Here is a 15,372-nt window from a genome sequence, read left to right on the forward strand (position 1 = left end):
CTGAACATACAAAAAGAGAAAACCTATCAGGTTCTCTCTAGATGTTAGCTTTTCGTCACCCACCACAGTTGACATAGAGCCAAACTCTGTAAGCTATTCCCCCAAAAGGCTCTTAAAACCTTGACTTCAGATAGGGGAAAAGAGTTTGCCTGCTATCCTCAGGTAGAGAATTTAGGAATTTCATTTTTTTTGCGGAGCCTACTCATCCTGGCAGAGAGGAAGCAATGAAAATGCAAATGGCTTAGGCTTACTAAGAGAATATTTCCCAAAGAAAACAGATTTAGCCGCCATCTCTGAGGAGGCTTTGAACAAAGCCTTATATGATATCAATCACAGACCACGAAAATGTTTAGCTTACAGAACTGCTTGTGAAGATCTAGAGAATAGGTTCGAGTAAATGTTGCACTTATTCTTGCAATTTATCATTAGAAAAAAGTCTATTACTCTTCTTTCAACTTCGCCAATTCTTGAGCAAGTAACTTGAGGGCTACTTGTGGGTTAGCTTGGCCTTTGGTTGCTTTCATGAGGAAACCTGTGAAGGCCTTGTCAGCGTTACGTTTACCTGACTTGAAGTCGGCTACGGCTGCTTCATTATCTGCAAAGACTTGGTGGATGATTGGGATCAAGACTTCAGGGTCTGAAATCTGTACCAATCCAGCTTTTTCGACGTATTCACGCGCACCTCCACCGTTTTTCGCCAAGTGAACGAATACTTTCTTGGCAATCTTAGATGAAATTGTTCCATCTTCGATGATGGCAATCATTTCGACCAAGTTTTCCGGTGTCAATTGGATTTCTTCCAATGTCTTGCCTTCTGCATTCAAGAATTGTGCGACTTCACCTTGGAGCCAGTTAGACACTTGCTTGGCATCTCCGCCAAGGGCTACGGCTGCTTCGAAGAAGTCAGATGTGACCTTAGTAGCTGTCAATTGGTTGGCATCATAGTCAGACAAGCCAAGCTCTGCCACATAGCGAGCACGACGGTCTTTTGGAAACTCTGGCAACTCAGTACGCATTTCCTCAATCCAGTCATCTGAGATTTCAAATAATGGTAGGTCTGGTTCTGGGAAGTAACGGTAATCCGCTGCCCCTTCTTTGACACGCATAAGGATAGTGCTCTTATTAGCTTCATCATAACGGCGTGTTTCTTGACGAATGACACCACCTGAACGCAAGATTTTCGCTTGGCGTTGCACTTCGTATTCAAGACCTTTACGGACGTTTGAGAAAGAGTTCAAGTTTTTCAACTCAGTCTTGGTACCAAATTCCTCTTGACCGTATGGGCGAAGGGAAATGTTAGCATCCACACGCATAGATCCTTCTTCCATCTTGACGTCTGAAATACCAGTATATTGGATGACTTCTTTGAGCGCTGTCAAATAGGCGTAGGCTTCTTCTGGAGAACGCATATCGGCTTCAGATACGATTTCGATCAATGGAACCCCTTGACGGTTAAGGTCTACGTAAGAGAATCCATCTGTTCCGTGGGTATTCTTACCGGCGTCTTCTTCCAAATGGGCACGTTCAATCCCGATTTTCTTAGTTGAACCATCTTCCAATTGCACTTCAATCCAACCGTTGTAACCGATTGGTTCGTCAAATTGCGAAATTTGGTAGGCCTTTGGATTATCAGGGTAGAAATAGTTCTTACGGTCAAAGTGCATGTGCTGGTGGATATCCATATTCAGCGCCAAAGCAGCCTTGATACCAGCATCCACAACACCCTTATTCAAGACAGGAAGCACCCCTGGGAAAGACCAGTCAATCACATTAGTGTTGGCATTTTGCTCGTTCCCAAAGTGAGCAGAGGTTGGTGAGAAAATTTTTGAGTTTGTATTCAATTCAACGTGGACTTCAAGTCCGATGACTGTTTCAAAGTTCATTAATTGTCACCTCCGAAAATTAGGGGTTGTTGCTTGTGGTAATCCGTTGTTGCTTCAAAGGCAGCTGCAGCTTGGTAGATGGTTTCTTCAGAATACTTCGGACCAATCAACTGCAAACCAACTGGTAGACCTTGCGCAAAACCTGCAGGAATCGAAATTCCTGGAAGGCCTGCCAAGTTGACTGGGATTGTCAAGAGGTCAGCCAAGTACATGGCAACCGGATCATGATTGAGCGAATCCAAATCAAAGGCCACGCTTGGAGCTGTAGGACCAAGGATGAGGTCGTAATCCGCAAAGACTTTTTCGAAGTCTTGGATAATGAGGGTACGAACTTGACCAGCTTTCTTGTAGTAAGCATCGTAGTAACCAGATGACAAACTAAAGGTACCAAGCATGATACGGCGTTTGACCTCATCGCCAAAGCCTTGGCTACGAGTGTTCACGTAGATATCATCCAAGTTCTTGGCATCCTCTGCACGGAAACCATAGCGAATACCGTCGAAACGTTGCAAGTTTGAAGACGCTTCTGAAGAAGCGATGATATAGTAAACGGCAACACCGTATTTAGAGTGTGGCAAGCTGACTTCTTCGACAGTTGCTCCCAATTTTTCAAAATGTTTCGCCGCATTAAGGATCGTTTCTTTGACTTCTGGGTCAATCCCTTCACCGAGGTATTCCTTCGGAAGGGCAATCTTCATGCCTTTAATGTCTTGACCAATCTTAGAAGTAAAGTCTGCTACACGAACAGGCGCTGAAGTTGAATCCTTGGCATCTTCACTGGCAATGACATTGAGCAATTGTGCATTTTCCTCAACCGTTGGTGAGAAAGTACCAATTTGGTCAAGTGAGCTACCAAAGGCAATGAGACCAAAACGTGAAACCGTTCCATAAGTTGGTTTGAGACCAACAATTCCGTTAAAAGCAGCTGGTTGACGGATAGAACCACCTGTATCTGAACCAAGCGACAAGCGGACTTGTCCTGAAGCTACAGAGGCTGCTGAACCACTAGAAGATCCACCAGGCACCTTGCTGTGGTCCCAAGCGTTTTTAGTCGCTCCATAGTAAGATGTTTCACCAGATCCACCCATGGCAAATTCATCCATGTTGGTCTTCCCGATGACAATCATATCTTTGGCTTTTGCATTGGCAACAGCTGTCGCATCAAAGATTGGCTCGTAGTTATAGAGCATTTTTGAAGCCGCAGTTGTCAAAATGCCATCTGTTGAGATATTGTCTTTGACAGCGAGTGGAATCCCTGACAGAAGGTTATCTGCATCGATCCCTTTTTCATCAATGGCCTTAGCTTGCGCAAGAGCAGCTTCTTCGGCCACCGTTACAAAGGCATTAACGGCTTCTTCACGCGCCTTAATATCATCAAGCGTCGCTTGTGTCAATTCAGTTGCCGAAATTTCCTTAGAGACAAGGAGGTCGTGCAACTCTTCAATGTTTTTATTGTTGAATGACATTAGGCATCTCCTCCATCTTCTAGGATAGCTGGTACCTTAATGTAATAGTTATCTTTTTCAGGTACATTTTTAAACAAGCGGTCACGGTCTGTCCCTTTTTCAGCAACATCCGGACGCAATACGGTCTTGCGATCAGCCATGGTCGTTGTTGGGGCAACACCTGTTGTGTCCACTTCTTCCAACAATTCCACCATGTCGACAATTTTAGACAAGGTTGTCGCAAATTCAGCTGTCTCTTCTGGAGAGAATTTCAATTTTGAAAGATTGGCAACATGGGTTACCTCTTCTTGCGTAATTTTCATCTTGCTTCCTTTCGTGAAATGATGATTTTTCAATACCTTCTATTTTACCATAATTTAGCCTATTTTGCTTGGAGGATAAAAAAACTGTAGTAACTTTTTTATCACTACAGTTTACAGAGATAGAGCTTTTTCAAAATACTTATCGTATGGCTATCAAGAGCTTTCTCCAAGCCTCTAGGATTTCTGGTTTCAAATACTGTTTTGCCAGGTCATATGAGACTTGGTGCATAGACTCAAGATCACTCTCTAAGGCAAATACAATTTTGTCTGCCATCTGAGAAACAAGTAGGTCTTCATCCATAGTCTCGCTATAAGGAACCAGATAGCCATTATCACCATCTTTGATGAAGGTTGGATTACCGTAACGCGGGCATCAAAACCAACCAGGGCTAAACCTGCTCCTACCGCTTCCATCAGAGTCAAACCAAAGGTCTCCCACTGAGAGGTAGTGACATAAAGTTAATACTGTGGGTAGACGTCACGCAAATCCGCATGTCCTCTAAGTTGAATGTAATCATTTGCCCCAAGAGTATTAATCAGATCTTGTAGATTCTCTTGCTCCCCACCTTTACCGTAGATGTCAAAGCGAAGATTAGGTTCTTTTTGATGGGCAAGGGCAACGGCTCTTATAGCTAAATCCGCCCAGATTCACTCCAAAAAGTGGTGACAAATCCTGCGTAAAAATCATATCACAATCCAAATAGAGAACACGATCTTCTTGAACAAACTCAGGAACCGCATAACGGAAAAAAGTCGCATAATGAATATGCGTACTTGGAAGCGAAACATGTTTAAAGCTTTCTGCAGACACACGACAATTAAGAATTTCAGAATCAGTAGCCTCTAAACGACGATTTATCAGCGTAAACCATTCTGTTAGTAAATTCTTATTTAGCACATAAATTTTCCACTGCCCTTTATGTGCACACAAATATTTAAGAGCTACCTCTAACTTTTCCATATAGGATAGCTCAGATACAAATACAACTGATTTTTTACCCATGTTTTCTCCCTCTCAAACTTTAATAAAAATATCATTTTTTAGAAAACATTACAATTTCTATCCCTTACAAAAAAGCCAACCCTAAGGCTGACTTTAAATGGAGATCAATTTTCTCTTAGTGCTAGTTACATGCGTAAAACAGGATTCAGACTAACACATGGCTTAGAACACTCAACACCTCTCAACTCATAGTGTCATAGGGCGAGAACTCATACCCTATTCTACAGAGGAACCGTTACTTGCGATAACTTCTTTGTACCAGTTAAATGATTTCTTCTTAGAGCGTTTAAGGCTACCATTACCATCATTGTCACGGTCCACATAGATGAAGCCATAACGTTTCTTCATTTCACCAGTTCCGGCAGAAACAAGGTCGATACAACCCCAAGTTGTGTAGCCCCAAAGCTCTACACCATCTTCATTGATTGCATCACGCATGGCCTTGATGTGGGCTGCCAAGTAGTCGATACGATAATCGTCTTCAACATAACCATTTTCATCTGGTGTATCCACAGCACCAAGCCCATTTTCAACGATAAACATCGGTTTTTGGTAACGATCCCAAATAGCATTGAGGGTAATACGAAGGCCTAGTGGGTCAATTTGCCAGCCCCACTCTGAAGCTTCCAAATAGGGATTTTTAATAGAGGCAAAGATATTTCCAGCAGTCTTTTCATTAACTTCTGGATCACCTGAAGCCACACGACTTGCATAATAAGAGAAGGAAATAAAATCAACAGTATGCTCTTTAAGAAGGGCCAAATCTTCTTCCGTCATCTCAAGCTCAATGCCATCACGTTCCCACTGTTTCTTAGCATAATTTGGATACTCTCCACGAGCTTGAACATCAGTAAAGAAATAGCTACTACGGTCTTCTTGCATGGCTGCCCAGTAGTCACGTGGATGGGCTGTATTTGGATAATATTGACCTGCTGCCAACACACAACCGACCTTATTTTCAGGGTCAATCTCATGGGCCAACTTCGTCGCCATAGCTGAAGCTACCAACTCATGGTGAGCTGCTTGGTATTTAACCTGCTCCTCATTCTCACCCTCTTCAAAGCAGAGTCCTGCTCCCATAAATGGTGCATGGAGAATCATATTGATTTCATTGAAAGTGAGCCAGTACTTAACCAAACCTTTATAACGTGTGAAAAGGGTACGGCAAAGATTTTCATAGAAGCCAAGCATCTTACGATTACGCCATCCTCCATACTCGGTAATCAAGTGCATTGGACAATCAAAGTGTGTGATGGTCACCAAGGGTTCAATGCCATGTTTATGACATTCCTTGAAGAGGTCCTCGTAAAAGGCAAGCCCAGCTTCATTTGGCTCAGCCTCATCACCCTTAGGAAAAATACGTGACCAAGCAATAGAAAGTCTATAAGTCTTAAAACCCATTTCACCAAAGAGAGCAATATCTTCCTTGTAACGGTGGTACATATCGATGCTTTCCTTAGCTGGATAAAAATAACCATCCTCAAAATTAAACATCTTGCGACGTCCAGTAATAATGGAAAGGCGATCCTCACCAATCGGCACCACATCAACATTGGCTAAACCACGCCCATCAGCATCATAGGCACCTTCACATTGGTTGGCTGCTGTCGCACCACCCCACAAAAAAACGTTAGGAAAAGTTATTTTTTTAGTCATTATTCTACCTCCTATATATTTCGACTTAATATGGTAATAGTATATAATAGCCTGTAATCGTTTTCTTATAGTAAACTACGGAAAACTGATACTATCCTATGATTTTAGACAAAGAATTGAGAGTAGGACTTACTCCTACATTCGATAAGAACTGAATTTCAATCCTCTCACCATTATTACAATTATCAAAAAAAGAGTAAGAACCAACTCTTACTCTACAATTGTTGCTCCAAGAACATTTTTTAAATGCCCAATAGCAAAGTCATGTGCTTCAGGTGTCAAGGAAGCTGTTGCACTCTCTACCACCTCGATATCATAGCCCAAATTATAAGCATCAATAGCCGTATGTAACACACAAATATCCGTTAAAACTCCCGTTAAAACAACTGTCGTCACACGACGCTCACGCAAACGAATATCCAAATCTGTTCCTGAAAAAGCCGAATAGTGACGTTTGTCCATCCAAAAGACACGATGGTCATCCTTGATGGCATCATATACACCAGCTAACTTACCATAAAGTTCTCGTCCGTCTGTCCCTGCAATATTGTGAGGCGGAAAGAGTTTAGTCTCAGGATGGAAAGTATCCCCCTCATCATGTCGGTCCATGGCAACAAAGATATAATCTCCATTGTCATAAGCTTCTTGCGTTACCTGAGCAATACGATCTTCAATGGCTTGGGCAGGCTTACCAGCCGTCAACTTCCCATCATCTGCCACAAAATCATAAGAGTAATCAATTGAAATCAATGCCTTGGTCATAAAACCTTCTCTTCTCCTTTTAAAAAAGTGCAGCGACCTCAGCCTACCTCACTTCTATTCAATGTTTTATTCGTATTCTTTCAATTTGTCGTAGATACCTTCGTTAAGGACTTTAAGATAAGTTCCTTTCATACCAAGCGAACGACTTTCAATAATACCAGCTGATTCTAATTTACGAAGAGCATTAACAATAACAGAACGAGTGATTCCAATACGGTCCGCGATAACAGAGGCTGTCAAACGACCTTCTAAACCGTCCAACTCATTCAAAATAGCTGAAACTGCCTTGATTTCTGAGTAAGACAAGGTGTTAATAGCCATATTAATAGCTGTTTGTTTACGAATCGTTTCTTCCAAGTTTTCTGTTTGAAGATTCAACAATTGCAAACCAACTACTGTAGATGCAATCTCAACCAAGATAAGGTCGTCGTCCACAAAATCATGGTCGTTACGCCAAATAATGAAAGAACCAAGACGCATACCACCACCATAGATTGGTGCAATTGTCGTTAAACCGTCTGGAAAATCATCTTTTGATTCCACTGGGAAAATGGTCAAGTCACTGTCAATACCGATATTTTCTTGAGTATCATAAACACGGCTGATACCACGTGTGTATTCCTCTGGAAGTTGTTTCGCTTCAAAAAACTCTTCCACACGGTCAGTGTTGGTTTTGTATTTCATAGCAAAACCAAGGAGAGCACCACCACCATTTACGATAGCAGCATTACAATCAATAATATCTGCCAACTGAGCAGCCATGTTGTTGTATGGAAGATCTCCTTCCAAGCTATCTACTGAGCGTTGCAAGATAGAAGTAATTTTACGTGTTTTAGCCAGCAAATTCGCCATTTTTATTATCTTCACTTTCTATTTATAATCTTAATAATCTCAGGTCCTGTACCAAGCATATCCGTTAAGACCCGCTAGCCCTATCATTATAGCACACCTGACCTAAAAATTGCAAATAATTATCTGAAAATTATTTATTATTCTACTATTCATTATATTATGTCTTTTTCAAGGAAAACGTTCGGATTTTAGGTAAAAACGACTCCTTTTTAAGCAAGATAAAAACCGGACAAGCCTTTTTGTCCAGTTTTCACGAATTTAGCGCTTGTAATATGACAAAACACGTTCGATTTTATTTCCAAGATCAGCCAATTCTTCCACACGAGGAAGGTAGACAATACGGAAGTGGTCCGGTTCATTCCAGTTAAAGCCTTTTCCTGGAACCAAGAGGACTTTTTCCTTCTTCAAGAGACGAAGACAGAACTCTTCATCATCGTCAATATCATACATGTTACGGTCAATCTTAGGGAAAATGTAAAGACCTGCATCTGGCTTAACAGCTGTAAGTCCTGGAATATCGTTTACTGTGTTTGTAATAAACTCACGTTGTTCATAAATACGACCACCAGGAATCAGGAGCTCATCAACAGATTGGTAACCACCAAGTGAAGTCTGAATTACGTGTTGAGAGAGCACATTAGAACAAAGGCGCATATTAGACAACATATTAAGCCCTTCAATATAGCCCCGAACATTCTTCTTAGGCCCAGAAAGAACCATCCAACCCACACGGAAACCACAAATACGGTGAGATTTAGAAAGACCATTCATAGATACACAGAAAACGTCTGGTGCAAGACTTGCAATAGCAATGTGCTTCTTACCATCCATAACCAAGCGGTCATAAATCTCATCCGCAAAGATAATCAAGTCATTTTGGCGTGCAATATCAACAATCTGTTCAAGAACATCTTTAGGGTAAAGAGCACCTGTAGGGTTATTCGGATTGATGATAACAATAGCCTTAGTATTTGATGTAATCTTTGATTTGATATCATCAATGTCTGGATACCAGTTAGATTTTTCATCACAGACATAGTGCACAGCGTTACCGCCAGCTAGACTGACACAGGCAGTCCAAAGAGGATAGTCTGGCATTGGGACCAAAACCTCATCTCCATCATCAAGCAAGGCCTGCATAGACATGGAAATCATTTCTGAAACACCATTACCAATATAAATATCATCAATATCTACATTTGGGAATCCCTTTAGCTGGCAATACTGCATAATCGCCTTACGAGCTGAGAAAATCCCTTTACTATCCGAATACCCTTCACTGTTACGAACATTCATAATTAAATCACGAATGACTTCATCTGGTGCTGTAAAACCAAATTCCGCAGGATTTCCTGTATTAAGACGGAGAATTTTTTCACCGTTGGCAATCATACGGTTGGCCTCATCCAAAACTGGACCACGAATATCATAGGCAACGTGTTCCAACTTTGATGATTTATCAAATGTTTTCATAAATTAATCCTTTCAAAAGATACTAAAGCAGATACATCTAGTAGAAAATAAAAAAATTCAACACCTGATGGAGATTTCCACTTTTATTGACACCAACTTTAGGCTCGGCCATTTCATTTGGTATCATTTCTGAAGACTTGTCTTCCTCTTTTTTAATTATCATGTTTCTTACGAAGCTAATAACAGATTGTATTATACCTCTTTTTCAAGCAATCTTCAATTTTTAGATAATACTGAAATCTTCACATTACCAAGAGCATCCTAAAGTAAGCAGTCAAAAAAAGATTTCAGAAAATCTATAACAACGCTTTCATTTTTTAGATTAAAGGAGTATAATAAAGCTAAAGATAGGAGGTAGAGCTTATGTCTCAACAATATGAACGTATTATGGTAGCTATCGACGGTTCTTACGAATCAGAACTGGCCTTTATTAAAGGTGTGCACGTTGCAAAACGTAATAATGCTCAGTTACTATTGGTACACGTTATCGATACACGCGCCCTTCAAAGCGTTGCGACTTTCGACTCTTATATCTATGAAAAACTAGAAGACGAAGCTAAAGCTGTTTTGGCTGACTTTGAACGCCAAGCCAGAGAAGCTGGTTTAACCAAGATTCGCAAAGTTATTGAGTTCGGTAATCCTAAGAGCCTCTTGGCTGTTGATATCCCTGATAAGGAAAATGTTGACCTTATTATGGTTGGTGCCACTGGTCTCAATACTTTTGAACGCTTGCTTATTGGTTCATCTTCTGAGTACATTCTCCGTCACGCAAAAGTTGACTTGCTCATTGTTCGTGACTCTGAAAAAACACTTTAGTCACCTCTCACAAGCACCTATGGTGCTTTTCTCATATGAAAAAGAACCGAGATTTTAACTCTCAGTTCTTTTTTGTTCTATTTTTCAGACTTTGCTGCTTCAGACATCACTGCTGACTCTGAAGTTGACTGACTTTCTATGGCCAGGTCTTCACTAGCAGACTGACTTGAGGCACCTGCTTGCTCCAAAGCAAGGCTAGTTGAAAGACTCTCACGCTCCGCTTCCTGACTAAGGCTAGCTTCAACAATCATGAGTTCCTTTTGACGTTCTGTTTCACGAAGATACTCACGTTCTTCTTGTTCTTCCTGACGTCGTCTTTCTTGCTCACGTCTTTGAGCTTTCTGACGTTCACGCTTAGCATGGCGTTTTTGCGTCTCATCAATCAAGACCTTAGTGTTGTCTTTAATACGCATCCACTTAATAAGACGAACCAAGAGTCTCCATAGGAAAACAATAATCGATTCTGCAAAAAGAAGAATCTCAACCAGAATAACACCTAGCAAGCTCCAAGCCATGAAGAGTGTAATCAATAATTGCGTGAAAATCTTCTTCAAGTCACCCAAATGATTGTTGTGAATATTAAGAGTCTCAAGGAAAAGATCTAAAATTCCTTGCAAGAGGTGTGATTTAACCGATTTATCTCCCTCTAAGCTCAAGTCCGTTTGAACTTCTGCCGGAGTAACAACGGTTAAGTCACCATCTTGGTAGACGTCAATACGGTCTCCTAATTTTATATCAAAATCAAAAAGCGTGCGATCTATTTTCTTAAGTCGCCCGTCAGGATGACTGAGATAAACAAAGTCATCATCAAATTTTAAAATACGAAACATAATTTACCTGCTATTTATTGCTCCCTAAATAATAGCAAAGTTAAAAAGCCCTTGTCAAGAGCTTCTTTTTCAATCCAAGGTTTTGACACCGATACGATTTTTATACTCTTGATAGGTTTCCGTATGCATAAGAGCCTTAGCATTTTTAACACGGTCTGCAGTTGGTGGTTTGACACCTTCCAATGGATAAGGGATGCCAAGTTCACGCCATTTAAACTCACCCATTGTATGATAGGGAAGAATTTCAAATTTATCGACATTTTTCAAGGTCTTTACAAACTCACCAAGCTTAACCAAGTGTTCGTCAAAGTCTGTCAAACCAGGTACCAAGACATGGCGAATCCAGACTGGAACTTGTTTATCAGACAGATATTGAGCAAATTCCAAAATATTCTTATTAGGTTGACGAGTCACAAACTTGTGTTGTTCGGGGTCAATCTCTTTGATGTCAAGTAGGACCAAGTCTGTCACAGCCAAAAGTTTGTCAACAACTTCATGATACTCAGGAGTATTGCGGTAAACAAACCCACAAGTATCAAGCGTACAATGAATTCCTAGTTTCTTAGCCTCTGTAAAGAGGGCAGTGACAAAATCAATCTGAAGCATGGCCTCACCACCTGATACAGTGATACCACCATGCTCACCCCAGAAATGACGGAAACGAAGAGCCTCATCTAAGACATCTTCAACTGTACGTTCAACAGCCTTATTTGACTCCATAGCCCAAGTATCTGGGTTATGACAATATTGGCAACGCATCTTACAGCCTTGCATGAAAACAATAAAACGGATACCAGGACCATCTACAGATCCAAAACTTTCGGTTGAATGAACAAGTCCAGTCACCTGACTGTAATCAATATCTGCCATGGCAGCCTCCTTGAAAACGCTTTTTACATGATTTTATTATACCTCTTTTATCGGAAACATGCTCCATATCTGCCTGAATTCAAGCAAAGGTTATACTATAATACATCTGAAATTACAATATAACTATACTATACCAGAAGAAAAAGTAAAAAGCTGGAAGAATCCAGTTTTTTTATTATCTATACGATTAGGCACGTTTCTTAAATCCCAATAAAACTGCAAGAGCAAGGAAGAATGTTCCTACAAATGTCAAGATTGCAGTTGATGCTTCACCAGTCTTGGGAAGAGTGACTTCTTTACCTTTGGCATCTTTACCAGTCAATGTACCGTCAGCATTCACTTTGAATCCTTTACTTCAGGAGCAACAAGACTTGTTGTACCGTCATTATCGGCAACAACAAGTTGACTATTTTGTGTAGAAACGATTGTTTGACCAGCTGCTGTGATAACTGGTGGTGTCACAGTAACAACAGGTTGACCATTAACGTTGACTGAAGGAACTTCAGGTGATTAAGGGGCCTCACTTGTATTTATATCTGTATCATTTTTTGGCTGCGTAAGAACAGTATCATTTGTCGCAATGCCGTCATCTGCAAAAGAAGTTACTGGTAGAAAAGCTCCTAGAGTAAGGGTGAGTAAAAGCAAGCTACTATGTATAGAATATAGAGATTTTTTAGAAGCTATTAAAATTTTCCTTTTTCATTTATCAGTTAATTTATATTCTGTCATAAAAAGAAATAGAGAAGCGTTTTAATCAAAATCTTATTTATTTTTATTCTTAATCTACCATCATTTCAAAAACTGTTTAAATTACTTCAAAAAACAAGGTCGCAGGACAATAATAACTAGATGTTTTATTGAAATATAAAAACATAGCGATTTTCATCCATTTTCTAATCTAATTACATCTATTAAAAACATTTAGCAAAAAGATAATAAAAAGCGCTTCCTATTCAAAGGAAAGAAGGCGCTCAATTATCATTATCTTACTTTTTAGCTCTAGTCTTTTCTAATCTAAAGCTGGTAAATTCTATTCTCCTGCTTCTTCTGGAGCTGATGTGATGATTACCTTAAGTTTGGTTACGCGACCATCCTTAACCTTATCGTTAATAAATTCAAGATGTTTGTCCTTGTTGATAACTTCATAATGTTCCTTGACTTCTTGAGTGGGAATTGCTCCTACACCAGTCAAATAATAGCCTGCAATAGTATCAACATCATCACTTTCAAGCTCTGTGTCAAAGTGTTCATTGAAGTCATTAAGAGTCATAGCCCCCTCAACAATATAGGTATTCTCTCCTATTTCACAAACTTCCACACTAGCTTTATCTGTTTCGTCATCAATTTCACCGACGATTTCTTCCAAAAGATCCTCGAAGGTCACCAGACCAGCCACACCACCATATTCATCAAGCAAAATGGCCATTTGATTATTGGTGTTACGAAAGGCTGCCAAGAGGTCATCAACGAAAATTGTTTCTGGAACAAAGAGGGGGTCATTCATGATGCGGCGAAGCTTAACATTCTCAAAACCAAGCTCATAACCCGCTTGAAGGAGGTTTTTAGTATGGATTACACCGATAATTTTATCCTTATCATCTTCGTAGACAGGGATACGAGAGAAGCTTTGTTTTAGAATGGCTTGGATATTTTCCTGAGTATTGTCTTCAATATCAATCATGAAGGCATCTGTACGAGGAACCATGACTTCACGCGCCATTAATTCATCAAGAGAAAAGACACCTTGAAGCATTTCGATTTCTTCAGCCTCAAGTGTATCTTCGCTCTTGGTCAACATGTACTCGATCTCATCACGAGTCATCTGCTCATCCGCATCATCAAAAGTCATAGGTGTTAAACGAGACACAAGATTTGTCGATGCTGAAAGAATCCAAACAAAGGGACTAACAATCTTACCAGTAACAATAATGACAGGCGCTGAGTAGATGGCTAGATTTTCTTTAAGATTCATGGCAATACGCTTAGGATAAAGCTCACCAAAAACGATAGAAATATAAGTCAAGATCACCAAAGATACCACGCTACCTGCTGTTTTAGCCCAGGCTACGTGGCCAAACCAGGTCGCTATGACTGCTCCTAGCGAAGCAGAGAGACTGGCCCCTTGCAAAAGACTGATAAAAGTAATACCAACCTGAATAGTCGATAAGAAATTATTGGGATTTTCAAGAACCTTTAGCAGACGAATAAATTTCTTGTCGCCTTCTTCAGCCTTTTGTTCCACACGTGAACGGTTTAGTGATACTAAAGCCATCTCAGACGCTGAGAAAAAGGCCGTAAGCAAGGTTAAAATTAGTAATAAAATAAATTGAAATAATAAGGACTGACCACTAGAGTCTTCCATTTTATCTTCTCCTCTAAAAAAATTCTGACTTCCATTATATCACAATTTTCCAATATAGGTTCCTATTTTATGCTATAATTAGAGTAATTTATCATCGAAGGAGAGACTTATGTCACTTATACGCTTAGAAAATGTCAGCTTGGCTCGCCAAGGAAAAACACTCTTGTCCGAACTTAACTGGACAGTTGAAAAAGACCAGACCTGGGCTATCCTTGGACTTAATGGTGCAGGGAAATCAACACTTCTACGCTTATTGACAGCTGAATTCTTTCCTTCTGAAGGTCATGCTGAAATACTTGGCTATGCCTTTGGTAACGGGGACATCACGGGTCTTCGCAAACATATCGGTATTGTCAGTTCCTTCATCACTGAGCGTCTGCCTAAGCATATGACCGCTGAAAAAATCGTCCTTACTGGTAAATACAAGAGCTCAATCCTCTACAAGGCATATGGGGATAAGGAGTTGCAAGAAGCTAAGGACATGCTGACCTCACTTGGTGCTGGGGATTTGATAGGTCGTAAATACCATGACCTCTCTCAAGGAGAAAAACAAATTTGTTTGATTGCTCGCAGTCTCATGGAAGATCCTGACATCATTATCCTTGATGAAGCGACTGTTGGCTTGGACCTATTTGCTCGTGAAAAGCTCTTGCGTCAGATTGATCGTATCACCTCGCTTCCTCATGCTCCGCTGGTTCTTTACGTCACTCATCACGCTGAGGAAATTACCGAAAACATGGACCATATTCTCCTACTCCGTCAAGGAAAAATCGTAGCACAAGGACCTAAAAATGATGTCATCACACCAGAAGTTTTAGCTGACTTCTACCAAAACCCTGTTCAAATTATTCCAATTGATGACCATCGTTTTTACATTAACCCACTTCTCTAAAAACCGATCAATATTAGCTTGATTTAGGGCTAATTTACGAACAACATTAAAGAAACAAGTCCCTTAGACTATAAGTCTGGGGGATTTGTTCTTTCATCATTACTTCTCTTTTATTTGAGATACACCATACAAAATTAAAGCTAGAAGGACAAGGTGTTCTATAGACATTCTTGAATAAAATAAATAGTGCAGCGACTATATATAA

16 protein-coding genes and 1 pseudogene are annotated in these 15,372 nt (G+C 40.2%); 3 read left to right on the top strand and 14 right to left on the bottom strand.

Annotated features, from left to right (window positions below; all coding sequences use genetic code 11):
* Positions 1–81 precede the first annotated feature (81 nt).
* Positions 82–397, top strand: a pseudogene (locus ADF62_RS11410) (IS30 family transposase); the annotation flags it as partial.
* Positions 398–440: 43 nt separating this feature from the next.
* Here ADF62_RS11410 and gatB read toward each other — a convergent pair.
* From gatB to ADF62_RS04190, 9 genes are all read right to left on the bottom strand, one after another.
* Complete coding sequence (gene gatB, locus ADF62_RS04150) at positions 441–1,883, bottom strand: Asp-tRNA(Asn)/Glu-tRNA(Gln) amidotransferase subunit GatB (RefSeq protein ID WP_048788164.1); 1,443 nt, start codon at positions 1,881–1,883, stop codon at positions 441–443.
* Positions 1,883–3,349, bottom strand: coding sequence for an Asp-tRNA(Asn)/Glu-tRNA(Gln) amidotransferase subunit GatA (gatA, locus tag ADF62_RS04155; RefSeq protein ID WP_048788165.1), 1,467 nt, complete (start codon positions 3,347–3,349; stop codon positions 1,883–1,885). The genes gatB and gatA overlap by 1 nt, the downstream gene beginning before the upstream one ends.
* Positions 3,349–3,651 (bottom strand): Asp-tRNA(Asn)/Glu-tRNA(Gln) amidotransferase subunit GatC, encoded by a 303-nt coding sequence (gene gatC, locus ADF62_RS04160; RefSeq protein ID WP_002884769.1) that lies wholly within the window; start codon positions 3,649–3,651, stop codon positions 3,349–3,351. The genes gatA and gatC overlap by 1 nt, the downstream gene beginning before the upstream one ends.
* 139 nt (positions 3,652–3,790) lie before the next feature.
* Positions 3,791–3,952, bottom strand: a complete 162-nt coding sequence (locus ADF62_RS11940) for a hypothetical protein (protein WP_227278761.1) — start codon at positions 3,950–3,952, stop codon at positions 3,791–3,793.
* A gap of 291 nt (positions 3,953–4,243) precedes the next feature.
* Positions 4,244–4,654, bottom strand: a complete 411-nt coding sequence (locus ADF62_RS04170; protein ID WP_227278760.1) for a glycosyltransferase — start codon at positions 4,652–4,654, stop codon at positions 4,244–4,246.
* Between the two features lie 216 nt (positions 4,655–4,870).
* On the bottom strand, positions 4,871–6,310 hold the full coding sequence (locus ADF62_RS04175) for a 6-phospho-beta-glucosidase (RefSeq protein ID WP_048788167.1): 1,440 nt from the start codon (positions 6,308–6,310) through the stop codon (positions 4,871–4,873).
* A 210-nt stretch (positions 6,311–6,520) separates the two neighbouring features.
* Positions 6,521–7,072 (bottom strand): cysteine hydrolase family protein, encoded by a 552-nt coding sequence (locus ADF62_RS04180; protein WP_048788168.1) that lies wholly within the window; start codon positions 7,070–7,072, stop codon positions 6,521–6,523.
* 66 nt (positions 7,073–7,138) lie between these two features.
* The gene (gene codY / locus ADF62_RS04185; protein ID WP_003093975.1) at positions 7,139–7,924 is read right to left on the bottom strand and encodes a GTP-sensing pleiotropic transcriptional regulator CodY; all 786 of its coding nucleotides are present in this window, start codon (positions 7,922–7,924) and stop codon (positions 7,139–7,141) included.
* 258 nt (positions 7,925–8,182) lie between these two features.
* Positions 8,183–9,397, bottom strand: a complete 1,215-nt coding sequence (locus ADF62_RS04190) for a pyridoxal phosphate-dependent aminotransferase (RefSeq protein WP_003096246.1) — start codon at positions 9,395–9,397, stop codon at positions 8,183–8,185.
* 363 nt (positions 9,398–9,760) lie between these two features.
* Between ADF62_RS04190 and ADF62_RS04195 the strand changes: the two genes are divergently transcribed.
* A complete protein-coding gene (locus ADF62_RS04195; RefSeq protein WP_002891687.1) occupies positions 9,761–10,213 on the top strand; it encodes a universal stress protein in 453 nt (150 codons plus the stop codon).
* Between the two features lie 77 nt (positions 10,214–10,290).
* Here ADF62_RS04195 and ADF62_RS04200 read toward each other — a convergent pair whose 3' ends face one another.
* From ADF62_RS04200 to ADF62_RS04215, 5 genes are all read right to left on the bottom strand, one after another.
* Positions 10,291–11,043, bottom strand: a complete 753-nt coding sequence (locus tag ADF62_RS04200; RefSeq protein WP_048788169.1) for a hypothetical protein — start codon at positions 11,041–11,043, stop codon at positions 10,291–10,293.
* A gap of 69 nt (positions 11,044–11,112) precedes the next feature.
* Positions 11,113–11,913, bottom strand: a complete 801-nt coding sequence (pflA, locus tag ADF62_RS04205) for a pyruvate formate-lyase-activating protein (protein WP_048788170.1) — start codon at positions 11,911–11,913, stop codon at positions 11,113–11,115.
* A 187-nt stretch (positions 11,914–12,100) separates the two neighbouring features.
* Positions 12,101–12,253 (bottom strand): LPXTG cell wall anchor domain-containing protein, encoded by a 153-nt coding sequence (locus ADF62_RS04210; RefSeq protein WP_003094577.1) that lies wholly within the window; start codon positions 12,251–12,253, stop codon positions 12,101–12,103.
* Positions 12,250–12,375 carry a hypothetical protein gene (locus ADF62_RS11660; protein ID WP_263973187.1) on the bottom strand — a complete coding sequence of 42 codons (126 nt, stop codon included), beginning with the start codon at positions 12,373–12,375 and terminating at the stop codon, positions 12,250–12,252. Before ADF62_RS11660 ends, ADF62_RS04210 begins: the two co-directional genes overlap by 4 nt.
* 568 nt (positions 12,376–12,943) lie before the next feature.
* Entirely contained in the window at positions 12,944–14,275 is a 1,332-nt protein-coding gene (locus tag ADF62_RS04215; protein ID WP_048788171.1) for a hemolysin family protein, read from the bottom strand.
* A 109-nt stretch (positions 14,276–14,384) separates the two neighbouring features.
* Here ADF62_RS04215 and ADF62_RS04220 point away from each other — a divergent pair, with 109 nt between their 5' ends.
* A complete protein-coding gene (locus tag ADF62_RS04220; RefSeq protein ID WP_048788172.1) occupies positions 14,385–15,167 on the top strand; it encodes an ABC transporter ATP-binding protein in 783 nt (260 codons plus the stop codon).
* Positions 15,168–15,372: the final 205 nt, after the last annotated feature.

This window comes from Streptococcus sp. 1004_SSPC, assembly GCF_001069025.1.
GTDB lineage: Bacteria > Bacillota > Bacilli > Lactobacillales > Streptococcaceae > Streptococcus > Streptococcus vestibularis.